General features: G+C 43.4%; 19 protein-coding genes. 9 read left to right on the forward strand and 10 right to left on the reverse strand.

Going from position 1 to position 22,728, the window contains the following annotated elements; genetic code table 11:
* Positions 1-567: 567 nt before the first annotated feature.
* From OSCIL6407_RS0118655 to OSCIL6407_RS38135, 3 genes are all read right to left on the reverse strand, one after another.
* On the reverse strand, positions 568-2,247 hold the full coding sequence (locus OSCIL6407_RS0118655; protein ID WP_007356015.1) for a GGDEF domain-containing response regulator: 1,680 nt from the start codon (positions 2,245-2,247) through the stop codon (positions 568-570).
* 192 nt (positions 2,248-2,439) lie between these two features.
* Positions 2,440-3,819, reverse strand: a complete 1,380-nt coding sequence (locus tag OSCIL6407_RS0118660) for a response regulator (RefSeq protein ID WP_007356014.1) — start codon at positions 3,817-3,819, stop codon at positions 2,440-2,442.
* Positions 3,803-7,000 (reverse strand): GAF domain-containing protein, encoded by a 3,198-nt coding sequence (locus OSCIL6407_RS38135; protein WP_019487531.1) that lies wholly within the window; start codon positions 6,998-7,000, stop codon positions 3,803-3,805. Before OSCIL6407_RS38135 ends, OSCIL6407_RS0118660 begins: the two co-directional genes overlap by 17 nt.
* Positions 7,001-7,107: 107 nt before the next feature.
* On the opposite strand from OSCIL6407_RS38135, the gene wecB reads away from it, so the two are divergent.
* The 3 genes from wecB (at position 7,108) to OSCIL6407_RS0118680 (ending at position 11,179) form a co-directional block, all read left to right on the forward strand.
* The gene (wecB, locus tag OSCIL6407_RS0118670) at positions 7,108-8,247 is read left to right on the forward strand and encodes a non-hydrolyzing UDP-N-acetylglucosamine 2-epimerase (RefSeq protein WP_007353458.1); all 1,140 of its coding nucleotides are present in this window, start codon (positions 7,108-7,110) and stop codon (positions 8,245-8,247) included.
* Between the two features lie 297 nt (positions 8,248-8,544).
* Positions 8,545-9,483 carry a helix-turn-helix transcriptional regulator gene (locus OSCIL6407_RS0118675; RefSeq protein WP_007353459.1) on the forward strand — a complete coding sequence of 313 codons (939 nt, stop codon included), beginning with the start codon at positions 8,545-8,547 and terminating at the stop codon, positions 9,481-9,483.
* Between the two features lie 70 nt (positions 9,484-9,553).
* Complete coding sequence (locus tag OSCIL6407_RS0118680) at positions 9,554-11,179, forward strand: CHRD domain-containing protein (RefSeq protein ID WP_007353460.1); 1,626 nt, start codon at positions 9,554-9,556, stop codon at positions 11,177-11,179.
* 113 nt (positions 11,180-11,292) lie between these two features.
* Here the strand turns inward: OSCIL6407_RS0118680 and OSCIL6407_RS0118685 are convergent, their stop codons facing one another.
* Both OSCIL6407_RS0118685 and OSCIL6407_RS0118690 read right to left on the reverse strand, forming a co-directional pair.
* Entirely contained in the window at positions 11,293-11,799 is a 507-nt protein-coding gene (locus tag OSCIL6407_RS0118685; RefSeq protein ID WP_007353461.1) for a glutaredoxin family protein, read from the reverse strand.
* Positions 11,796-12,293: a TIGR00725 family protein gene (locus OSCIL6407_RS0118690; RefSeq protein ID WP_007353462.1), complete on the reverse strand. Its 498-nt coding sequence runs from the start codon at positions 12,291-12,293 to the stop codon at positions 11,796-11,798. Before OSCIL6407_RS0118690 ends, OSCIL6407_RS0118685 begins: the two co-directional genes overlap by 4 nt.
* Positions 12,294-12,295: 2 nt before the next feature.
* Here OSCIL6407_RS0118690 and OSCIL6407_RS0118695 point away from each other — a divergent pair, with 2 nt between their 5' ends.
* Entirely contained in the window at positions 12,296-13,279 is a 984-nt protein-coding gene (locus OSCIL6407_RS0118695; RefSeq protein ID WP_007353463.1) for a DUF389 domain-containing protein, read from the forward strand.
* Between the two features lie 28 nt (positions 13,280-13,307).
* On the opposite strand, the gene OSCIL6407_RS0118700 is transcribed toward OSCIL6407_RS0118695, so the two are convergent.
* Entirely contained in the window at positions 13,308-14,189 is an 882-nt protein-coding gene (locus tag OSCIL6407_RS0118700; protein ID WP_007353464.1) for a 4-hydroxybenzoate solanesyltransferase, read from the reverse strand.
* 273 nt (positions 14,190-14,462) lie between these two features.
* On the opposite strand from OSCIL6407_RS0118700, the gene OSCIL6407_RS0118705 reads away from it, so the two are divergent.
* From OSCIL6407_RS0118705 to OSCIL6407_RS0118720, 4 genes are all read left to right on the forward strand, one after another.
* The gene (locus tag OSCIL6407_RS0118705) at positions 14,463-16,103 is read left to right on the forward strand and encodes a Ppx/GppA phosphatase family protein (RefSeq protein ID WP_019487532.1); all 1,641 of its coding nucleotides are present in this window, start codon (positions 14,463-14,465) and stop codon (positions 16,101-16,103) included.
* A gap of 98 nt (positions 16,104-16,201) precedes the next feature.
* Positions 16,202-16,384 carry a hypothetical protein gene (locus OSCIL6407_RS30955; RefSeq protein ID WP_148288899.1) on the forward strand — a complete coding sequence of 61 codons (183 nt, stop codon included), beginning with the start codon at positions 16,202-16,204 and terminating at the stop codon, positions 16,382-16,384.
* A gap of 37 nt (positions 16,385-16,421) precedes the next feature.
* Positions 16,422-16,640, forward strand: coding sequence for a restriction endonuclease subunit S domain-containing protein (locus OSCIL6407_RS0118715; protein WP_007353467.1), 219 nt, complete (start codon positions 16,422-16,424; stop codon positions 16,638-16,640).
* Positions 16,641-16,880: 240 nt separating this feature from the next.
* Positions 16,881-18,314 carry a protein adenylyltransferase SelO gene (locus OSCIL6407_RS0118720; RefSeq protein WP_007353468.1) on the forward strand — a complete coding sequence of 478 codons (1,434 nt, stop codon included), beginning with the start codon at positions 16,881-16,883 and terminating at the stop codon, positions 18,312-18,314.
* Positions 18,315-18,401: 87 nt separating this feature from the next.
* Here OSCIL6407_RS0118720 and argF read toward each other — a convergent pair whose 3' ends face one another.
* The 3 genes from argF to OSCIL6407_RS0118735 all read right to left on the reverse strand — a co-directional run bounded on the left by argF (position 18,402) and on the right by OSCIL6407_RS0118735 (position 21,933).
* Positions 18,402-19,322 (reverse strand): ornithine carbamoyltransferase, encoded by a 921-nt coding sequence (gene argF, locus OSCIL6407_RS0118725; protein ID WP_007353469.1) that lies wholly within the window; start codon positions 19,320-19,322, stop codon positions 18,402-18,404.
* A 104-nt stretch (positions 19,323-19,426) separates the two neighbouring features.
* On the reverse strand, positions 19,427-20,431 hold the full coding sequence (gene dusB, locus OSCIL6407_RS0118730) for a tRNA dihydrouridine synthase DusB (protein ID WP_007353470.1): 1,005 nt from the start codon (positions 20,429-20,431) through the stop codon (positions 19,427-19,429).
* 536 nt (positions 20,432-20,967) lie between these two features.
* A complete protein-coding gene (locus OSCIL6407_RS0118735) occupies positions 20,968-21,933 on the reverse strand; it encodes an RpnC/YadD family protein (RefSeq protein ID WP_007353471.1) in 966 nt (321 codons plus the stop codon).
* Positions 21,934-21,991: 58 nt separating this feature from the next.
* Between OSCIL6407_RS0118735 and folB the strand changes: the two genes are divergently transcribed.
* Positions 21,992-22,357 (forward strand): dihydroneopterin aldolase, encoded by a 366-nt coding sequence (gene folB, locus OSCIL6407_RS0118740; RefSeq protein WP_007353472.1) that lies wholly within the window; start codon positions 21,992-21,994, stop codon positions 22,355-22,357.
* A gap of 45 nt (positions 22,358-22,402) precedes the next feature.
* Here the strand turns inward: folB and nuoK are convergent, their stop codons facing one another.
* Positions 22,403-22,714, reverse strand: a complete 312-nt coding sequence (gene nuoK, locus OSCIL6407_RS0118745) for an NADH-quinone oxidoreductase subunit NuoK (RefSeq protein ID WP_007353473.1) — start codon at positions 22,712-22,714, stop codon at positions 22,403-22,405.
* Positions 22,715-22,728 lie beyond the last annotated feature (14 nt).

Below are 22,728 nucleotides of genomic sequence, written 5' to 3' on the forward strand. Positions count from 1 at the left end.
GTTAGTTTCTGTCTCAGGATAATGGTAGTTTGCGCGAGTTTGCATGCCGATCGGAAAAGCCCGCTGAACACCCATACCCTTCAGGGATTGGGAAGAAAGCGGGGCGGGGTTTGCCGCTTTCCTAATCAATGGTGCTGTACGCAGTTGCCCAATTTTTAGGGATGTGTTGCGATCCAGGCTCAAATCGTCTCTATTTCGCTTTGCGCTTTTGAGCTTGCAGATTTGGGTTAGATAAGTGTAACAGATTTGCCTATTCTTGACATCTTAGCAAGAGAATACCAAGATTTTCTTTACCATATTTTGTGGCCTCGATCTAGCGATCTCGATCGTATTCTTATTTTTTACCTGAGTTAGCCTTGAATTCCGAACTATTCTCTAAATTTTCAACTTTTCAGGCAAAAGTTTTATAATTAACAATTAAAAAGTTAGAATTAAAACGCAAATTTTAAAATCAATAAAAAATCTGTATAGCTGAATACGAATAGCCATTAATATTAAAAAACTTATAACTTCTGCCTTCAGCATTGCCCCCTCTTCCTTCTTCCCTCTTCCCTCTTCCTTCTTCCTTCAGCAAATTTGGACTACAGTGCGATCGCGTCCTTCCTGTTTCGCCTGATAAAGAGCTTTATCAGCCATAGCAATCAGTCCTTCCCTAGAAACTGAAGAAACTGGTTGCCATTGCTTGCCAACAAAATTAGCCACACCTAGCGAGACAGAGACGAACTCGCTAACTTTAGAAGTAGCGTGAGGTATTTGTAAAACTGCGATCCGGCGACGAATGTCCTCTGCAACCTCCAGCGCCCGCTGCTTCTCGGCGCAAGGGAGAATCACCGCAAATTCCTCTCCCCCGTAACGAGCCGCAAAATCTCCAGGTTGCTGTCTGGCCTCATTAATAGCCTCGGCTACTTTTTTAAGGCACTCGTCCCCGGCTTGGTGGCCATAAGTATCGTTATAGAGCTTAAAAAAGTCAACATCACACAAAATTAAGGAGATGGAGCCACCATTCCGTAGCGATCGCAGCCATTCATACTCAAGATATTCATCAAATTGGCGGCGGTTGGCCAACCCTGTGAGTCCATCCAGAGAAGCGAGACGTTGCAACTCACCATTAGCCGCTTCCAACCGCTGATAGAGTTGAGATTGCTGGATCGCGATCGCCCCCTGAGCAGCTAAGCGCTCTACAAACCTGATCTCTGCTGGTTGCCATCGGCGAGGGTGCGAACAGTGATGAGCAATTAACAATCCCCAAAGTCTAGGCTCGCTGGTGAGGGTACTCTTAGGTGACGTGGTGGAGTTCTGAGGAAGATTAGCGGCGAAAGGAAAAGGAGCAGTGTGATTTTCCCCATCTCCTAATTTCCCGATCTCAAGAGTTCCCCAATTCTTCTGTTCTCTAATAACTATAGGCACAACCATGCTCGCTCTGACTTGAAACCGATCCAAAAAATTTTTATGACATTCAGAGAGATCGGCAGTGTAAATATCCTCAATCGTATGGATACGTCCCTGCTTGTAGAGTTCGGCATAGTCTTCACTAAAGCAATAATTTTCGAGAGTTGTTCCTAGTACAGATACCCAAGGAAAGACAACGGATTCCACTACCATTACCCCTTTTGTATCAGGATAAAAACGATAAATTAATACTCGATCGGTTTGGAGAAATTGCCTCACCTCAGCCACCGTAGTATTGAGAATTACATCCAGATTCAAAGAATAGCGAATGCGCTCCAACATTCTCGCCATCAGGCGCTCTTGTTCATTTTGCTGCTGCAATTCCTTGATGAGCTGCCCGTTTTGGAGCAGGCGGCGGACGCGCTGTCGCAAAACTGCCCAGTGAATGGGTTTAGTCACATAATCAGTAGCGCCAGCGGTAAAAGCGCGATCGACGGACTCTGGATCGTCAAGACCAGTAATCATCAATACGGGCGTGCGTTCGCGCGGCGCTGAAAGAGGAACCAAAAAAGAAGTATTTGGCTGTTCCTGTTGTTCTTTGGCATTCTCTTCTTGGGCCAGGAGCTTTTGCAATTCGCTACAGCAAGTGAAACCGTCCATGATCGGCATGATGGCATCGAGCAGGATTATATCTGGCCAACGCTTGGAACATTTCTCTAAGCATTGTTCGCCATCACTGGCCTCAATTACTTGATAGCCTTGTTTTTCCATTGCGCGGCGCAATAAAACCCGCATGGACTTTTCGTCGTCCACCACGAGAATGAGGGGCGAATCTTTCTCGATGGGGGTGTTAATCATTAATCAAATAAAAAAAAGTTGGCTTATATTTTTTTAATTGGATTTTTTGAGGCAATCGCTTACTGGCAGAAGGCAGGTGTAAGGTAACGATGGTAAAAAGTTTAGTTATTTTAGATGGGGAGAAGGGATAAGTCAATGATTTCGACCACTAAGAAAGTACTAATTGTGTTGGCGGCTGCTATAATTTTCATGCTAAACAATCGATTCTAGACATTGTAACCGAAGTATTTCCAGTGCTTGTCTTGTTTTTTGATACTCAGTTTCCAGTTCGAGTATTAGGGACTGAACTTCTTCTGGTAGGGATAAGGGAATTTCTGTTTCTGCAATTTTAGATTGGACACAATTACGAGCTATTGCCTCAATTTTTTTACACAGTTTAGACAATTGAACGGCTCCAAAAGTAGCACTACTTGACTTCAGGGTGTGAGCGGTTGCGTAGAGATCGGCTGCATTTTGATTGCGGTTGGCAGTCTGGAGATATTGCAACATTTTTAGTGAGTCTTCGAGGTAGCAATCGATCATTTCTACAAGTACAGAAGAGGTATCGCCTCCTAGCATTTCTTCTAAAGATTGTAATACTTTGAGGTCAAGAACAGAGGGAGAAATTGGAGGCTTGGCTGCTACTAAGACATTGTTAACAGGGAATGGAATTAGTTTCTGAGATTTACGGAGTGCGGTATTGAGTGCGGCTCTCATTTCCTCCAATTTTATTGGTTTGCTGAGGTAGTCATCCATGCCTGCACTGATGCAATCTTCGCGATCGCCTCGCATGGCGTTAGCAGTGACGGCGATAATCCAAGGCTTGGGGAATGGTGAAGGGGGTGCATTTTTAGGTTGTGTACTAATGATTTCTGCCGCCTGCAAGGGCCATTCTGAGGCAATGCGGCGCGTGACTTCTAACCCGTCCATTTTGGGCATTTGCACGTCCATGAGTATAACATCGTAGGGTCGCGATCGCAAAGCACCGAGCACTTCTAAGCCATTGGTAGCTAGGTCAGCAGTGCATCCCAGCCGCTGTAAAAGCCGCAGAGTGACTTTTTGGTTCACTGTATTGTCTTCTGCTAGCAGGATTCGGAGGTTCTTAAGGGTTGGGTGGTTGGTATTGGGTTTCGAGGCGGAATTCTCAACTGTAATTAGCTGAGATTTTTGTGCAAAAATTTGGAGTAAAATGCTATAAAAATAAGAGTTTTTAATCGGTTTGTTCAGAAAAGCGGTAATATTAAGATTCGCAAGGGCAGTGGGAGCCTTACCAATACGAGTCAGTAATATCAAAGGTAAATTGGCAAGTCTTAGTTGTTGACGGATGGTTTTGGCTAGAGTTAAACCGTCCATTTCTTGCATTTCTGTACTCAAAATAGCTAAATCAAAATCTGGTTCTGCCTGTAGTTTTTCCAAAGCTTCAATACTGTTAGTAGCGACAGTAGGAAACATTCCCCAGTTGCGAGTTTGCAGGGTTAAAATCTGTTGGTTAATGTGGTGACTTTCGACAACTAGCAGTCGTTTTCCTGCTAATTGGGGATGAGGTGAGTTTGTCTCTTCGGAGTCCTCACTTTCCTCACTTGCCGATTCCACTTGTACGGTGAAATAAAATACTGAACCTGTGGCGGGGGAGAGGGGGAGCGGGGGGGCAGGGGGGCAGGGGAGCGGGGGAGGAGTGGGGAGGGAGTGGGGAGGAGTGGGGAAGGTAGGGAGGATGGGGAGGATGGGGAGGAGTGGGGAAGGTAGGGAGGATGGGAGGATGGGGAGGATGGGAAGGTAGGGAGGATGGGAGGATGGGAGGATGGGAAGGTAGGGAGGATTGAACTTCCCCATCTCCCTCATCTCCCCCTGCTCCCGCGCTCCCGCGCTCCCCTGCCCCCGCGCTCCCGCGCTCCCCTGCCCCCGCGCTCCCGCGCTCCCCTGCTCCCCTGCTCCCCTGCTCCCGCGCTCCCTTGCTCTCAACCCAAATTCTTCCATCCATAAGTTCGCATAAGCGCTGGCTGATGGCGAGTCCTAGTCCTGTCCCGCCGTACTGTCTGGTAGTGGAGGAATCAACTTGGCTGAAGGGTTTAAACAAGCGATCCATCCTGTCAGCAGGAATGCCGATGCCTGTGTCTGCGATCGCGAAAAGTATTTCATAGGTTGCTTCTGCCTCTGCGGGCGAGCGATCGGCAACTAATTGTGAATGCCCCTTCTGTACTGACACTATCACTCCACCATGATGAGTAAATTTAACCGCATTACTAAGTAAATTGACTAAGATTTGTCGTAGCCTCGTAACATCTCCCACAACTATCTTAGGTATTTCTGGATCTATCAAATAACCTATTTCTAACTGTTTTTCTGTAGCTTTGGATGTGACGAGATCCATAGCGCTCTCGATACAACCTTGTAACTCAAAAGGTTCTTTTTCTAAGTCAAGTTTGCCAGACTCAATTTTGGAAAAGTCAAGGATGTCGTTAATAATTGTGAGTAAAGCTTGACTGCTGCTGCGGACTGTTTCGGCACAGTCTTGCTGGTCGGGATTTAAGGGGGTTTCCAGCAATAAGTCAGTCATACCGATGACGGCATTCATGGGAGTGCGAATTTCGTGACTCATGGTGGCGAGAAATTCGCTTTTGGCGCGGTTGGCTAATTCTGCGGCGAGTCTGGCTTGTTCTAAGGCTTTATTTTGGGCGGCGAGTTTTTTACGGGCTTGTTTTTCTTGTTCTAGTAACTGAGCTTGAGCTAGGGCAATTCCGACTTGTGCGGCGACAGCTTCGAGCAATTCTATTTCGCCTATAGTCCATTGGCGTTGGCGATCGCACTGATGCAAGCCGATCGCACCGTTGGGTTCACCTTGGTAGGAGGTGCGGATTGCCAACATGGATTTTACTTGCAATTGTTCGTAGGGAATCAGCTTGTCTTGTAGCAGGGGGTCAACGGTGATATCAAAGGAGGCGATCGCTTGGTCTTGAGCCAGCACTTTCTGGGCGTGGAGGTTGCCTGTAACGGGAATTTCTATATCCAGTAAGGATTGATATCCCGGCTCTAGATATTCGGCCACGCGGTGTAGATGAGGATGGGGTGCGATCGCGTAAACGCTAATAATACAGCGGCTAACGCCAAAGGCATGACCAATCTGGGTGGCTGCTGTCTGAAAAATTTGTTTGGCATCTAAGCTTTGACGAATTTCTCTGGTAATTTTCCCCAGTAGTAAGCTGCGCTGAAATTGTTGGTGTAGGGCTTCTTGGGCGGCAAATCCGATCTTGGCACTGGCTAAGACGTTGGCGGTAGCTTGCAGAAAGTGAACGTCATCTGGGGTGAAGGTGCGTGTTTTGGTGGAATGGGTGACTAAAACGCCGAAGGGTCGATCAACGCCTGGGATTTGGACGCTGGTACAGGCCCGTAGGGTGGTGTTTTCTAATAGCTGTACGCTGTCAGTAAAAGGAGTTTCTAGGGTGAGATCTTCAACAATTACTGGTTCGCCAGAGCTTAAAGTAAAGGCAAATTGGGAATTGTCGTTAGATGAGGCGATCGCTACACCGATTAGATTCTGGGGCCAGCCAAACCCTGCCTGCAACAGTAAAGTCTGAGTTTGTGGCTGATATTCCCAGATTTGACAATACTCTACTTGCAGGGTAATGGCGGTGAGGGTGACAGTTTCATTCATGAGGTGGGGAATGGGAATCCCAGCTAGGGCTCGCTGACCGAGTTGAGCGATGGCGGCTGAGGCGCGGGCTTGGATGCCGAGTTTCTGTTCTGCGCGTTTGCGATCGCTGATATCTCGCAAAATTAGGGTAAATACTGATTCGTTTTTTAATTCCAGTTGGGAAATGGAGGCTTCAGCGGGGAATTCGCAGCCATCTTTGCGTCTGGCTGTAATTTCAGTCCGGTTTCCTTTGGTGTTTTGGGCAGCCTCAAGGGGTAGTAAGGTCTGCTTTGTGCTATTTTTTAAGCTCTGTTCGGGAAATAGCAGATTTAGAGATTGTCCTAAGACTTCGCTGGCGGTATAGCCGAAAATTTGTTCTGCACCTCGGTTAAAGAGTTGAATTTGTTGGTTTTTGCCTACGGAGATAATGGCATCTTGGGCAAGGTCGAGAATTCCCACCAGACGGATTTGGGAAGTTAATAGGGCTTCTTCTACTGAGGCGTTGCTGGCGATTTGAGCTTCTAATTTTTCAATGATGGAGGCGGCTGACTCGCTGTTGATGCTGAGGTTGGGTGCTAAATTTGTGGGGGTAGGATCGAGATATGGGTTTGTAAGGATATTCTGTGAGTGGGATAATCCCTCGTCGATCGACTCGCCCCTAGAATTTTCTCCTAAACTGTCTTCCTCAGTTGGCTTTGATATCTGACGATCGCTGGTATTCTGTCTTTCTGGGTTAAAGGCGAAGCCAGCCGCAGGCATCGCGTTTGCCACTGGCGGATTGAGAGTTTCTTGCTGGAGGCGAGTGGTTGTGGCGATCGCATAAGCTGCTGCTAGGGAAAGTACCAAGGTAAAAGCAGCACCGATCGTTGGTAGCCAATTGGTGGAATCATAAAGTCGGGAGATTGCCAACAGGTGGCTCGTACAGCCAGCACTACTGAAGGCTGCTAACATCAAGACAATCCAGTTGTAGGGAAGATTTCGCCGCTTCCAGGCAAAATAAACTAGGGTAGTCGCGATCGCACCCTCGCCCAAGACAAGTAGGGAATAGGGGATAATAGTCAGCGAAAAAAATGATGGCTCTGTGCGAGGAGGCGGAGGAGGACTAGAATTGAAGAAGGAAAAAATAGTTATCAAAAATTCCATTAAAATAATTCCTCCTGGTAGACAGGCAAAAATCTTTCTATTATTTATTCTGAAGTCTCTACTCCTCAGCCTTTAGGCGCGAGGAGAATCTCAATAACCTGATTTTAATGCCGAAATCCCCTATTCAGCGCACAAAAGCTATCCACCGAGTCTGCATCACCTTGGGAACCCGCCCAGAGGCGATTAAACTCGCCCCAGCGATCCAACTGTTCAAAAATTCGCCGTCCTTTGAGACTCAGGTAATTTTAACTGGTCAGCACCGCGAAATGGTTGAGCAAGTGATGCAGCTATTCGACTTTAAGGGCGATCGCGATTTAGCGATCATGCAGCATCAGCAAACTTTGACAGACATTACTTGTCGAAGTTTACAAGGCCTAGAAGCATTATTTAAAGAGTTGCAGCCAGAAATAGTATTGGTACAAGGTGATACAACCACTGCGTTTGCTGCTGCCCTAGCTGCATTTTACCAAAAAATTCCTGTAGGTCACGTAGAGGCTGGATTGCGTACTGATGATTTATTCAATCCTTACCCAGAGGAAGCCAACCGCCGCCTAATTTCACAGCTAACTCAGCTACACTTTGCTCCTACCGTATTAGCTGTAGAAAATCTCAAAAAATCGGGAGTTGTTGGTGCAATTCACCATACAGGAAATACTGTAATTGATGCTTTGCTTTCCGTCGCAAAACGACAGCCTGAGTGCAATATTCCTAATTTAGATTGGAGTCAGTATCGGACAATTTTAGCCACTGTTCACCGTCGAGAAAATTGGGGCGAACCACTGGCAGGAATTGCCCAAGCCTTGATCGAAATTTTAGATAAATTTCCCGATACAGCATTACTTTTGCCTTTGCATCGCAATCCAGTTGTCCGCGAACCTTTACAAGCTTTTTTAGGCGAGCATCCGAGAGTTTTCTTAACGGAACCTTTGGATTATGCAGAACTGGTAGGAGCGATTCAGCGTTGTTATTTAATCCTCACTGATTCTGGTGGATTGCAGGAGGAAGCCCCAAGTTTAGGTAAGCCTGTTTTGGTATTGCGAGAAACTACGGAAAGACCAGAAGCAATTGAGGCTGGAACTGCTAAACTTGTGGGTACTAATTCTAATACAATTGTGGCAGCAGCAGCAAAGTTACTGAGCGATCTGGAGGCCTACAATGCTATGGCTATGGCAATTAATCCCTTTGGGGATGGGATGGCGGCGCAACGAATTTTGAAAATTGTTGAAGATTATTTTATTAGTTGTTAGTTGTTGGTAAGTTAACTTGAGGGGACTTACGAACGAACTCAGTACGGCCGCCATCTTGGTGGTTCGTTTACCGCGCTTGGAAAGCGACGTTACTGATAGTTTTGCGTAAATCTTCAACCGCTTTCGTCAGTTAGCGTTAGGACACTCGTTCATGGCCCAAACCATTAACTCTCTTCCCCTCTTTCCCTCTTCCCTTCTTCCCTTTCTTTCCCTAGCCCCTAGCCCCTAGCCCCTAGCCCCTAACCGCCTTGGCGGTTACTATATAATTATTGAAATTGATTTTAGGAGAATCTTATTATGGGATGGGATCTAAATATTGAGATCAAAGATCCAGAAATATATATTAAGCAAGTACCAACTATTACTAAACATATCCCCCATTCAAAAGATTACAAAATTCAATGGCGACTTGCGAAATTAAAGAACTTCGAGATTCTTAATGTTGTTTGGGAAGCTGGTAGTACATATACCGCAGGATATACCTTTCCCGGCAAAATCGTATTCACATTTACGGATGGGGATCATATCTTAAAAGTTGGCTCTAAAGAACTCCTAGTTAATCAGAAACATCTGGTAATGAATCAGCCGGGAATCGAGGTAATCCGTCTGCGGCACTCATCCAAATATAGTGCGATATCAATTTATATAGATGAAGCTAGATTTTTAACTGAATTAAGCAAATATCTTGACAATTCCCCCGCTATTCCCAAAGTTATGCAAGTTATTGATAGTACAACTCTTTATGGTCATTCATTGTATCAAATGGTAATGACACTCTGGAATTTAATTGAAACTAACGGACATCCAATAGTAATTGAAAATCTAGAAATCGCTATTTTCTCAACTTTAGTACAAGGTACATCTTACGGTAATTCAGATAACCAAAATATCAAAGTATCCGAGACAGGAATCGCTCGTGTGCGAGAGGCGGCTGAATACATTCGCGCAAATATGAAAAAAGACCTTACAATTGCACAGATTTGCGCTGCAATGAATTGTAGCAGTCGCTCTCTGCAAATTGCTTTTGCTCGTCATTACGGTGTTTCTCCCAGTCAATTCCTACGAAATATCCGACTTGAAGCCGCTCGTCTTGAGTTAATGGAAAGTAACAAAACAATCACAGAAATTGCTTTTGAATATGGTTTTTATAATCCGGGTCGCTTTACAAAATACTTCCAGCAGCATTTTGGAAAAAAGCCTTCAGACATTTTGCGAAACAAATCTTTCGCAATTTGACTAGCGGAACTAGAAACCAGTAAGTTATAAATTTTATGTTGAAATAAATTAACACCCAGGTTAACGCGATATGGACTTATCAGCAATTGACTTAGGAATGCCTTCTGATATCGCTCAAGCGACTGAAGGCAATGATATATTCTTCTTCAATCAACTACCTGCTAACCAGATTAGTTTACTTTCTAATTCTCCAGGAAGGGACATTATTATGCTGTTGGGAGGTGACGACTGGGTAACTAATAACGAAGAGAGTCGCACTTATTACGGCATGGCAGGAAATGATACGATTATCGGGTTAGGAGGCAATGATATCTTATTGGGTAATGCTGGCAATGATTTACTCTGCGGAAATCAAGCATCTGACACGCTTTCGGGTGGTCAAAACAATGATACGCTCATCGGTGGTAAAGCTAGCGATATCCTTAATGGCGATATCGGTAACGATATTTTATTAGGAGACTTAGGAGATGATATTCTTACAGGGGGAGCTGGAAACGATACATTAACTGGAGGAGATGGTAGTGATATTTTTGTGATAGCTAAGTCTGAAGGGATCGATCTAATTACGGACTTTGAAAACGGTGTTGACTTTATCCAACTGAATCCCTCTTTAACTTTTAACGATCTCGCCATTACAACCACGAATTCAGGTCAAGTATTAGTTACTGATAAGATTGCCAATCAATCGCTATTTGTAATTAGTGGTATTGCAGCTAGCGACTTAACCGCCGCAGACTTTATTACAGGCACTTCTGAAGGCACTCCCGATCCTTTCGGAGAACGCTCTTTTACTAAGTATGAAGCATTCCTTAGCCCTCAACAAGAGCCAGGAGAAGCGATTGTATCAGATGCTAAAGGATATGGTAGTCTTAGTTTCCCTCAAAATCTGAGTTCTCTTCAGGTTGACGTTCAAATGTCTGGTGTCGATCCTTCAGAAATTGTTGGATTTCATATCCACTGCGGCCCTCCTGGTGTACTTGGGCCTATTGTTGTTGATTTGGGACAATTCGGAGTTTTCGATCGGACGGTTGTAGATAATAAATTTTCTGCCTTGGTTACGAATGAAAATATTACTTTAGTAGATTCTCCACCTGAGTTACCTGACGGTGTACCTCGCATTCCTGATGAAGGTTTGGTTAGTCAATCAAGCCAATTTACGGGACAAATTTCTGAGAATAGTACTCGTCAAGCTGCTCATTTAGGTGTCCCTCACACTCATGATGAAGGTTTACCTGAATCGGTTAAACCTACTGCACAAATTCCTGGCAATACTCCGAGTTTACCTACTAATTTATCTGAAGGTGTGCCAGGTTTGCCTGAATCAGTTCAACCTACTGCACAAATTCCTGGCAATACTCCGAGTTTACCTACTAATTTATCTGAAGGTGTGCCAGGTTTGCCTGAATCAGTTCAACCTACTGCACAAATTCCTGGAAATACTCCGAGTTTACCTACTAATTTATCTGAAGGTGTGCCAGGTTTGCCTCAATCGGTGGAGGATTTAGCACAACCTCCTGATAATGTTCCTCGTCTACCCGAAGGTTGTCCAGTTGAACTTGGCCTTCCCGGTCAAGTCAATACTGTTGCTGGTATAGAATCACTAGCAAGACGCGGCGCACTTTACTTTAACGTCCATACAGAGGATCACTCATTCTATGGGGAAATGCGAGGTCAAGTTTATCCAGCACAGGCGTAAAATATAGGAAGGATTTACGCAAAACTATCTGTAACGCCGCCATCTTTGGTTTTTTTACCGCCAAGATGGTAGCGTTACGAAGTTTTACGTAAGTCTTGATATATTTGCTATTCTTACTTAGATTTTTCGGGATCGGAGAATGTGTTCTTAAAATTACGACTCCCTCGATATCCAGATGCGTTAGCCAGTTCATCTAAAAATTGCATACCCCTATAAAATTGACCATTAATCTCCCAAGTTGGATATCCTGTAATATTAGCGTCTCGGCATAGATTTGGCTGAGCATTTTTCCCCTTGGGATCGCACTCAATATATTCAATCGTAGCAAATGCTTCTTTGCCAAAAAGCTCCTCCTGTGCGTGGCAGTAAGGACACCAATAAGCACCATACATTTTAACTTTTAGGCTTTGCAAGTGAGCGGCTAATGCCATTTCATCGGGCCCAGAATTAGTAGTAATCGGGGGTGCTTCTTGTTCACCAGATGGTCTTGTGTCACGGGAAATTTCCTTTGCGATCGCGCTAGGAAATCCTTCTGCACCTACTTTAGCTGATGCAGTGGTAAAAGCTGCCAAACTAATTAAAATACCACTCAAACATAAAGGCAATTTGTTGAATTTCATCTTTCAGTTAATAAGATTTGACGAGTTTGCTCAATAGCATCTATAACAGTATTTACCACAAAAACATTCACTGGTGACAAATTACGGAAAAAAACTTTACTTGATTCGTCACTGTTTAACAATATAACTTTTTTATTGGCTTTGATCGCTAGGGCAATTTCGGAAGCAGTACCCGCACCCATACCACAGGCAATAATTACATCAGAAGAGAGAACGTTGATATTATTGCGAGCGCTGCCAATATCAGTCACAATGGCAATGTCTACAGCTTCAGAGGTATAATTAGTATTGTTATTGGGAAGGATACCAACAGTTAGACCGTTTGCTGCTTTTGCTCCTTGATTTGCAGCATCCATAACGCCGCTATTCCAACCCCCTGTTAGCAGCACCCATCCTGCTTGAGCAATGAGCTTTCCCAGTTGATAGGCATTATCCAAATCAGTTGAGGTGGGGTTATTACCAGGCCCCATAACTCCAATAATAATTTTTCTCATATATGAATAAAGTTTCCTTAGAAGAAATTGAACAGATTCGGGACTCTTTGCTAGAAGATTCTCATCTTAACCTCAATTATATGGTTTTGACTGTTAGCGCTTGTCTAATTGCTAGTTTTGGTTTGCTAAGCAACAGTACGGCTGCGATCATTGGGGCGATGATTATTGCTCCTTTGATGATGCCACTACGGGGGTTGGCCTTTGGAGCTTTACAGGGAAATGCTCGGTTATTTCGCCACAGTTTAATCTCGCTAATTGTGGCGACTGGTGTAGGAATTCTGCTGTCTTGTTTTTTGGGTATTATTGTTGATTTGCCGGAATTTGGTTCGGAAGTTCTAGCTCGCACTCAACCTAATTTAATTGATTTAGGTATTGCGGTGGTTGCTGGTGGGATGAGTGGTTTTGCAAAAACGCGACCGAAAGTGGGAGATGCGATGGCGGGAACTGCGATCGCGGTTGCTCTTATGCCTCCTCTTTGCGTTATTGGTTTAAGTCTTTCTCAGGGATATTGGCAGTTTAGCTGGGGAGCTTTTTTACTGTATTTAACTAATCTTTTGGGGATTGTTTTAGCTTGTATGCTAGTCTTTATCTGGGCTGGATATGCAAAAAAAGGGAAAACTAAACGAGCGCTTGCTTATGCTTTTGCTTTGACTGCTGTGCTGGTTATTCCTTTAGGAATTAGTTTCGTACAACTGATTAGACAAGCTCAGTTACAAGCAACTCTTAAAACTCTTTTAGTCAGCCGGACGGTGACAGTTGGTCAGCAGGTAGAGTTGATCAAAACTGAGGTAGACTGGACTGCGAAGCCTCCTCTTGTCCGCTTGATTGTGCGGGCAAATAAACCTTTAACTTCTAAGCAAGTAGATTTAGTAGAACAATTTATTCAGAAGGAAATGAAAAGGCCTTTTCAATTAGTTTTTCAAGTGCGAGAAGTTCAGGAAGTAAGGTCGAAAGATTTTTCTAAGGAGCCAAAAGGTTGGCCTTAATAGGATTTACGCACCCAACCAACTAAAATCAAAAAATTGCTCCGCTAATCATCCCAGCAAGTAGAATGAAGCCAATCCAAACATTTTGACGAAAGATCGCGCCGTAAACTGGTTTCGGTAAATCTTTTTGGCGCAGTTGATTATACTGTAATATCCATAAAATGGCGGCGAAACCAATTCCCAGCCAGAAGCCAAGATGCAATTGCATATTTATGCCTGTTGCTGCTAACAAAACAACGGTCAAAAGAAAGAAGATACCAACGGCGTTGGCGCTGTTATCTCCAAAGAATATGGCACTGGAATTAACTCCCAGACGTTGGTCATCTTCTCGATCGCTCATGGCGTAAACTGTATCAAATCCTAATGTCCAAAATACAGTTGCTCCCCATAAAAAGCCGGTGGGTATTTCTAAACGGGAAACTAACGCACTCCAGCTAATTAATACTGCAAAGCCCCAGGCAATAGATAATACTAATTGGGGGATGGGAAAGACTCTTTTTGCTAATGGATAACAGATAATGATCGGGACGGCTGCTGCACTCAGCCAAAAACTGAGAGGATTAAGATAAAGTGCAAGAACGGCGGCGCAAATAAAGGAAATTAAGGCGACTCCGATACCTGTTTGGATTGTGAGGGCGCGGGAGGCGAGGGGGCGCGATCGCGTCCTTTCTACTTCGGGATCGATATCGCGATCCCAGAGGTCGTTAACGACGCATCCAGCGGCGCTAGTGGCTAAAGTACCTAGCACAATTACGCCTACTAAGGGTGCAGGGGGAGTGCCGCGTCCGGCTAAAAAAACGGCCCAAAGGGCAGGAATCATTAAAATTAGCCGTCCTGCTGGTTTATCCCATCTCAGCAGCCGCATAATAGTAAGCAATTTGGGTTCGGATTTAGGCTCGGATGCAATCATTTTGAATTGTTAATTTTGATTTGATCTGATTTTTACACCAAGGTTGAGAAGGGGCAAGATACCAGTACCACAACTAAAAATTAAAAATTAAAAATTAAAAATTAAAAAATTAAAAGTAGCATAGCACAAGAGGATTTTTAATCTTACATTTTTAATGACCTAGAGATCGCTACAGCCATATTGTAATTGTACAAAATATTTACTTTTATTTAGGCTACGACCTAACAAAATTCGTGGGATAATAAATAGATGTGTTATCTTCCATAAATTCCAATGGTTAGTTCAGTTCCTTTAGTGAGGATGCCTAATCCTTCTGCGGAGCAAAACCGCATTCTTGCCGCCCTGGATATGGGTACAAACTCTTTTCACATGGTGGTAGTTCGTATTGATGTAGCGCTGCCTGCCTTTACAATTATTGCTAGAGAGAAAGAAAGTGTCAGATTGGGGGATTGTGACCCCAAAACTGGCAACTTAAAACGAGAGGTAATGGAAAAAGGAATCGCAACTTTACGACGCTTCCAAGATATTGCTAAAACCTTTAATGCTGAACAAGTAATTGCTGTAGCTACGAGTGCGGTGCGAGAAGCTCCAAATGGTCGCGATTTTCTCAAGCGAATTGGCGATCAATTAGACCTCAATGTTAATTTAATTTCCGGTCAAGAAGAAGCGCGGAGAATTTATCTAGGCGTGTTGTCGGCGATGGAATTCAACAATCAGCCCCATATTATTATTGATATTGGGGGAGGATCTACGGAGTTAATTTTAGGTGATTCTCTAGAACCTCGTTCTCTCAGCAGTACCAAAGTAGGTGCTGTTCGCTTAACCGGAGAATTGGTTAAAACTGACCCGATTAATCGAGATGAGTTTGCGTATTTGCAAGCTTATATTCGGGTAATGTTAGAACGACCGATTGATGATTTATTAGCTAATTTGGATGTTGATGAGTTGCCGCGTTTAGTTGGCACTTCTGGTACTATTGAAACTCTAGCAATTATTAACGCTCGTGAGAAATTGGGGATAGTCCCTAATCCCTTGGCTGGCTATCAGTTAAGCCTCAAAGATTTGCGGGATTTAGTTACTCGCTTTCGCAAGCTTTCTAACTCGGAAAGACTGGCAATTCCTGGGATGTCTGACAGGCGTTCCGATATTATTTTAGCAGGAGCGGTGATTTTACAGGAAGCGATGGCTTTACTGGGGGTGGAGTCGTTGACTGTTTGCGATCGCTCTCTCCGAGAGGGGGTAATTGTTGATTGGATGCTAGCGCATGGTTTGATTGACAATCGCTTGCGATTTCAAAGTTCAATCCGTCAGCGTAGCATTATGCAAATGGCCCAGAAATATGATGTTAATTCTGAATACAGCGAACGAGTTGCAGCTTATGCACTAAATTTGTTTGACCAAACTCAAGGGATTCTCCACAATTGGGGAACAGAAGAAAGAGAATTGCTTTGGGCTGCTGCGATTTTACACAACTGCGGTTTGTATGTCAGCCATTCAGCACATCATAAGCATTCTTACTATTTAATTCGCAATGGTGAGTTATTAGGTTACACTGAAACTGAGATTGAAATTGTGGCAAATTTAGCTCGTTACCACCGCAAAAACAATCCGAAAAAGAAACATGATAATTATCACTCCTTGCCTAAAAAATATCGAGAATTAGTGAATCAATTGCATCCTCTATTGCGGTTAGCAGTGGCATTAGATCGGCGGCAAATTGGCGCAATCTCCGAGATAAAATGCGAATATCACCCAGAAGTTCGAGAATTACACTTGCGGCTAGTACCAGCCGAATTAGATGATGATTGTGCTTTAGAACTCTGGAGTATAGATTATAAGAAACCTGCTTTTGAGGCTGAATATAATCTCAAATTAATAGCCACTTTGGAACCAGTTATTACTAGCCCTTTTTAACGATTTGTAGAAAGAAGCGATCGCCTACGAGTGTTATTTGACCGATCGATAAGAGCGATCGCTTCCTGTGTTGATAAAATAAATCAGAATTGAAAAATTTGGATTCAATAATTACAGAAAATCCTATACCTGTGAACGGCAAGAATAACAATATTGAAACTTCACTAAGATTAGCCAAACAAGAAACGATACGGCAATTGGTAAAAGTTGGTTTAACAGCAGAGCAAATTGCCCAAGTTCTAGATTTGCCACTGGAGGAAGTACAGGAAAAGATGCGATAATAGAGGTAAACGTTGAGTTAAGCGATCGAGCAAAGCCATGAAAACATCAACTCAGGTAAACGATATTTTGCAAGCCATATCTGACCTCGATCTTGAGGAACAGTCTTATATTGCTGAAATTCTTACCAAAAGAACGATCGAATTGAGAAGAAATCAAATAGCCTCAAGAGCTAAAGAAGCTGAGGAGAATTATAGATTGGGTAATGTTCGTGCTGTTACTGTTGAAGATTTGATGAGGGATTCAAGCAATGATTGACCTTATTTCGGATGAGCCGTTCTTACGAATATTGAAAAAGTGGCGAAAGAAGCATCGGCTTGTCTTCAAATTTCTCTCTGACAGCAAAGTGTTACTAATCGATCTTGGAACTCACGATGAAGTTTACTAATTCCATTGATTGAGCTTATTGTGTTGGGGTTTCATCCGCCATAAGAGCGGAAGTATAATGTAATATCGTTTAAATGCTCAACAGCTTATCTGATTTACCGGAAAATAGCAATGTCAAATCCCTTCCTCACTCTCAATTACGAAACTGCCATAGAATCTTTAGGTAGTGATTATTTTGATGAAGTCACCGCCGCTGACTTTCCTCTGCATATCCTCCGCTTCCGCAATGACCAATTATTGCCGATATTAGGACTAGATCCCAAACAAGTAACTGACGAAGATTTTACCACAGCCTTTGGCAAATTTCACTGCGTCCGCCCCTTCCTCGCACTCTGCTATCATGGCTATCAATTCAACGAATATAACCCTTATTTAGGCGATGGTAGAGGTTTTCTATACGGTCAAGTTCGTGGCATTGATGGCAAACTTTATGACTTCGGTACTAAAGGTTCTGGCCGCACTCCTTACTCCCGTACTGCTGATGGTAGACTCACTCTTAAAGGAGGAGTTAGAGAAGTTTTAGCCGCTGAAGCTTTGCATCGATTGGGTGTCCGTACTTCCCGATGTTTGAGCATGGTTGAAACTGGCGATTCACTGTGGCGAGGCGATGAACCTTCTCCCACTCGTTCATCAGTAATGGTACGTTTTAGTCAGTCTCATATCCGCTTTGGAACCTTTGAAAGATTGTATTTTTTGAGACGGAATGATTTAATCAAAAAGCTTCTAGATCACGTTATTCAATACTATTACCCTGAATTACATTTTCAGACAGGCAGAATGCCAGTCCCAGAATCAGAGCAATATGCACTATTTTACGCAGAATTAGTGAAGCGAGTAGCGGAATTAGTTGCTCAGTGGATGGCAGCAGGATTTTGTCATGGAGTGCTAAATACTGATAATATGTCGATTACTGGAGAAAGTTTTGACTATGGGCCCTATGGGTTTATCCCCACATATAAACCTCAGTTTACAGCGGCTTATTTTGACTATTCGGGACTTTACTCCTACGGCAATCAACCATTTATTTGCCATTTGAATTTAGAGAGGCTTCAACAACCGCTAGCTGCTGTAATTGACCAAAAAGATATGCAGGCTGCACTGGCAAAATTTGGTGAATACTATAATGCTAGTTATCAGCAATTAATGCTAAATAGATTGGGTTTCGATCGGTTGCCAGATTCCGAAGCCGAAGAATTGTTGCAACTGACGATTAAACTATTGAGTGAGACTCAGGTAGGCTATCACGATTTCTTTTTAGAATTGAGAAAACAGTTTTCTCAAGATTGGCGTGAGGATAGCAGTCTAATTTTTAAGGACGTTGAACCCGCAGAAATTATCGCACCTTGGCGGCAGCTTTACCATCATCTTTTGCAGACTTTATCGCCTGCGGATATGGAGGAAATACGCTTGCGGTTGCGGCGTTATAACCCCGAACAATCTTTACTTAGAATCATCATTGAGGAAGTTTGGGAATCTATTGCGACTGACGATAATTGGCAGCCATTTTATGAATTAGTTAATCGGATACAAGATACTAATGGGTAATTGGTAATTGGTAATTGGTAATTGGTAATTATTAAGATTAAAACCAAGTTAACGGTTAACAGTTAACAGTTAACCGTTAACCGTTAACTAATCACTGCCTAAAAGAGTAGCTAACAAAGCTTTTTGAGCGTGCATCCGATTTTCTGCCTCATCCCAAACACGCGATCGCGCACCTTCGATCACCGCATCCGTAATTTCCTCATCCCGATGTGCTGGCAAACAATGCAGTACGATCGCATCCTTATCCGCCAACTCCATCAACTTTTCATTCACCTGATAAGGCTGAAAAACGGGAATCCGCATTCTCGCTTCCTCTTCCTGGCCCATACTTGCCCAAACATCAGTATAAACCACTTGCACACCCTGCATCGCAGTTGCCGCATCCGTAGTAATCATCACTTCCGTTTTCCCCTTAGCGATCGCCTTTGCTTGCTTCACAATTCCCGCATCTGGCTGATAATCGCTAGGAGTAGCAATTCTGACATTCATACCTACCATTGCACATCCCAACAGCAGAGAATTAGCCATATTATTGCCATCCCCAAAATACGCCAAAGTCAGCCCTTCAAAACTACCAAAACACTCCTTAACTGTCATCAAATCCGCTAAAACTTGACAAGGATGTTCCAAATCAGTCAGTGCATTAATCACAGGAATCTTAGCGTAATCAGCAAAAGTTTCTAAATCCTTATGTTCAAAAGTTCTGATTGCCACAATATCGAGATATCTATCTAAAACCCGCGCCGTATCGACCAAAGGTTCCCCACGACTTACTTGCGTCACATTCGGATTTAAGTCAATAACTTGACCTCCCAGTTGATACATTGCCACCGAAAAACTCACCCGCGTTCGAGTAGAAGCCTTAGAAAAAACCAGCCCCAAAACCTTATTTCGCTGTAACTTTAACATTCCCGACTTCAGGTTTGCTGCCAGATCCAGCAGATAGTTTAATTCTTCAAAACTTAAGTCTGCCAGACTTAATAAATCCCGCCCTTTTAATGTATCCATCCTTACCTCAAAATATAATTGTTTAGGGAATTACCCGCAAATTACGTAACACCTCCCTCTGGGCGGTTTAGTTACCACCTCGAAGGCGGCATTACGTAACAAAATCACAACTGTTGAATTGCCCGATCGATCTTCTCGCAACCTTCTTCAACTGTTTCAACAATTGCCAATTGACCGCGCAATTCGCCAGCATTAGCGAAGCCCTTAGCATACCATGTTAGATGCTTACGTGCTTGACGAATACCGCTCTCGCCCTTATATTCCCACAACGCCCGCAAATGTTCCTTAGCACATTCCAAGCGCTCAATTGGTGTCGGTAATATCTTTTCCATTCCAGTTTTTAAGAAATAATCAATTTCTCCTACTAAAAATGGATAACCCAAAGTTCCTCGCGAACACATCACACCATCCGCGCCCGTTTCTGCTAAACAATTGACGGCCGCTTCAACAGAAAAAATATCTCCATTAGCAATCACTGGAATCGAAAGAATTTCCTTAACGCGGCGAATCCATTCCCATTTTGCCGGGCCGTTATAACCTTGAGCGCGAGTGCGACCGTGTACAGTAATCATCTGTGCGCCTGCATCCTGCATTCGCTTGGCAAATTCTAAAATAGTAATTTCTTTATCTGACCAACCAATGCGAGTTTTAACAGTAACAGGTACGTTCACAGCTTTAACAACTGAACGCACAATTGCCTCTGCATTTTCTGGATCTCGCAGCAAAGAAGAACCGCCACCATTTTTAGTAATTTTGTTAACAGGACAGCCCATATTAATATCAATTGTATCTGCTCCTTCTTTTTCAGCCATCACCGCCGCCGCTGCCAAAAAATCGGGCCGACAATCAAATAATTGAATGCTAATCGGGCGTTCATTAGGGTCAACTTCCATAATTCTTGGCAGTTGCTTAACGTAATGCAGTCCAGTCGCATTTACCATCTCGGTGTACATCATCGATTCTGGTGCGTAGCGACGTACTAAGCGACGAAATACTAAGTCTGTAACGCCCGATAATGGCGATTGTAAAACGCGGCTTTTGACTTCAAAAGAGCCGATTTTTAGAGGTGTTGCTAATCTTTGTTGTAATTCAGGAGACAAGACAGGCATGATCGATTGTAAGTTATAGCTAGGGGTTAGAGGCTAGGGGCTAGGGGCTAGGGAAAGAAGGGAAAAAAGAGGGAATATAATCAATTTTCAGCCATGAGCGAGTGTCCTAATCGTTTTGGCGATTGCTATACTTATAATATCAATATTTTATCTTAATAATTTGCGGCATCGTGGAATTTGTTGTAATTGACCTACGTTCGCAGGTGAAAGCATTGAGGCCACATCTTCAAGGCTGGACAAAAGAGGAGATAATAATATGGCTCAGTCAGTATGGAAAAGTTGAGGTTTTCGAGTTTAAGCTCAGCAATTCAATCTTTGCGGATTTGCCTGAACATTTTACCTTTACGTCACGCTGTGGTCTTGATTCTGTCTTCTATTTTGGTAATGATAATTCGTTACAAGTCATTTATCAATGGGAAAGTTAACATTGCCTAAAGTCAATAGAATAAGATTTGACTTTTCGTAATGTATGATGCTCTCTACAATCAAAAGTGCCGTGATGCGATCGCTTGAGAGCGATCGCGCCTACTCACCCCCTAACTCTCACCCTCACCCACCGCAAGCAACTCCTGAAAATCCAATATAGAAGGAATCGCGATCGCTTCCCTTAGCAAACGGCGCAACACAGACATATCAGCTATCATATTAACAGCTTGCCTCACCTCTAAAGGCACAATTTCAAACCGAGCTTCTAAGATTTCAAGCACAGACTCACGAGCATTTTGCAATGCGCCTCGCTCAGCACCCTCTTCCATTGCCATCTCTTCAATTTGACTCAAAAAACGCATCGATCTATCCTCCTGATAACGCCTCAAATCATTTTTAAATTGCTGTTCTAACTCTACTGGCAACCTCATCATTCTATCAATAAAACGGAACAAATCGACCACCTCATCTCTACTATAACCTCTGTCAAATAAACTCCTCACCAAACTCCACTTCCACAATTTCCTCTCTTGCGGTAAACCCCGCGTCACCTGCGTCTTCAAATGAGCCATCACCATCACAGCGAAAGGATTTCTACTACTCTCTAAGCTCTGCCATTGACTTTCATAATCTAACAGTTTCGCAATCGGAAACTCCAGACTCACCCGACAACCACCCAAAGCATAGCCGTAACTAGATGGTCGCCAAGATGCCTGCTCATCCCCCAACACTGCTAAACTGATCGCTGAACGCTCATAACGGTCAAAAGTCCTGTAATTATATTGATACATCCGCTTAGCAAAGTCAGACTTAACTTGGCTCTGCACCTCCACATGAATCAACACCCATGCTTCTTCCCCATCTCGCAGCCACACCTGAAACAACTTATCAGCAAAACGCTTTCCTGAGTCCCCCTCCCCAACAATCTGTTGCAATTCTTGTTCTAGAGATTGAGGCGGAATGCTCCAATCAATTAATCCATGAACTTCGGCGAAAAAAAATGCCAAAAATGCTTCAAAATAGATATCTAGCGCCTGTTTCCAAGCCCCATCAAAATCAGCTTGTAGTTCGCTCACCCTAACTCCTGTTCGTTCCAATATTGCTTTATATCATCCATCATCATAAAATAAAGAAATGGACTCAATTCAACTCACTGGAATTCGCTGCTACGGATATACTGGCTACCTACCAGAAGAACAAGTCTTAGGTCAATGGTTTGACGTTGATGTTACTCTCTGGCTGGACTTATCTAAACCAGGAAACAGCGACAAAATCGAAGATACTCTCGACTATCGCACCACCATAGCCACTGTTAAGCAGCTAGTTAAAACCTCTAAATTTGCCTTAATAGAACGCCTAGCAGATGCAATTGCCCAAGAAATATTACAGCAGTCTTCTTTAGTGGAAAAAGTCAAAATTAATTTATCAAAACCCGCCGCCCCCATACCCGACTTTGGTGGCAAAATTACCTTAGAAATTACGAGAACTAAAAACGGTTAACTATTAACAGTTAACGGTTAACAGTTAACCGTTAACTGTTAATAGTTACCATTTCAAGAGATTAAACTCTTCCATGTCAACAGTATCGCGGTTACGGTAAATAGTCAGCACAATTGCCAAACCTACCGCCGCCTCAGCAGCAGCTACAGTTAGCACAAACACTGTAAATACCTGACCCTTAATATGTACCGGGTCTAGGAAATTAGAAAATCCCATCAAATTGATATTAACAGCATTGAGCATCAGCTCAATTGACATCAGCACCCGGACTGCATTTCGGCTAGTAATCAAGCCGTAAATGCCAATACAAAACAAGGCCGCACCTAGTAACAGAAAATACTGGAGTTGTAATTGCATAAAATTCTTGATTC

It is taken from the genome of Kamptonema formosum PCC 6407 (genome assembly GCF_000332155.1).
Taxonomy (GTDB): Bacteria; Cyanobacteriota; Cyanobacteriia; order Cyanobacteriales; family Microcoleaceae; genus Kamptonema; species Kamptonema formosum.

Bases quoted from the DNA above. Each gene is read 5' to 3' on its own strand.
- OSCIL6407_RS0118655 (WP_007356015.1), bottom strand. From the start codon at position 2,247: ATGATTAACACCCCCATCGAGAAAGATTCGCCCCTCATTCTCGTGGTG.
- OSCIL6407_RS38135 (WP_019487531.1), bottom strand. From the start codon at position 7,000: ATGGAATTTTTGATAACTATTTTTTCCTTCTTCAATTCTAGTCCTCCT.
- wecB (WP_007353458.1), top strand. From the start codon at position 7,108: ATGCCGAAATCCCCTATTCAGCGCACAAAAGCTATCCACCGAGTCTGC.
- OSCIL6407_RS0118675 (WP_007353459.1), top strand. From the start codon at position 8,545: ATGGGATGGGATCTAAATATTGAGATCAAAGATCCAGAAATATATATT.
- OSCIL6407_RS0118680 (WP_007353460.1), top strand. From the start codon at position 9,554: ATGGACTTATCAGCAATTGACTTAGGAATGCCTTCTGATATCGCTCAA.
- OSCIL6407_RS0118685 (WP_007353461.1), bottom strand. From the start codon at position 11,799: ATGAAATTCAACAAATTGCCTTTATGTTTGAGTGGTATTTTAATTAGT.
- OSCIL6407_RS0118690 (WP_007353462.1), bottom strand. From the start codon at position 12,293: ATGAGAAAAATTATTATTGGAGTTATGGGGCCTGGTAATAACCCCACC.
- OSCIL6407_RS0118695 (WP_007353463.1), top strand. From the start codon at position 12,296: ATGAATAAAGTTTCCTTAGAAGAAATTGAACAGATTCGGGACTCTTTG.
- OSCIL6407_RS0118700 (WP_007353464.1), bottom strand. From the start codon at position 14,189: ATGATTGCATCCGAGCCTAAATCCGAACCCAAATTGCTTACTATTATG.
- OSCIL6407_RS0118705 (WP_019487532.1), top strand. From the start codon at position 14,463: ATGGTTAGTTCAGTTCCTTTAGTGAGGATGCCTAATCCTTCTGCGGAG.
- OSCIL6407_RS0118715 (WP_007353467.1), top strand. From the start codon at position 16,422: ATGAAAACATCAACTCAGGTAAACGATATTTTGCAAGCCATATCTGAC.
- OSCIL6407_RS0118720 (WP_007353468.1), top strand. From the start codon at position 16,881: ATGTCAAATCCCTTCCTCACTCTCAATTACGAAACTGCCATAGAATCT.
- argF (WP_007353469.1), bottom strand. From the start codon at position 19,322: ATGGATACATTAAAAGGGCGGGATTTATTAAGTCTGGCAGACTTAAGT.
- dusB (WP_007353470.1), bottom strand. From the start codon at position 20,431: ATGCCTGTCTTGTCTCCTGAATTACAACAAAGATTAGCAACACCTCTA.
- folB (WP_007353472.1), top strand. From the start codon at position 21,992: ATGGACTCAATTCAACTCACTGGAATTCGCTGCTACGGATATACTGGC.
- nuoK (WP_007353473.1), bottom strand. From the start codon at position 22,714: ATGCAATTACAACTCCAGTATTTTCTGTTACTAGGTGCGGCCTTGTTT.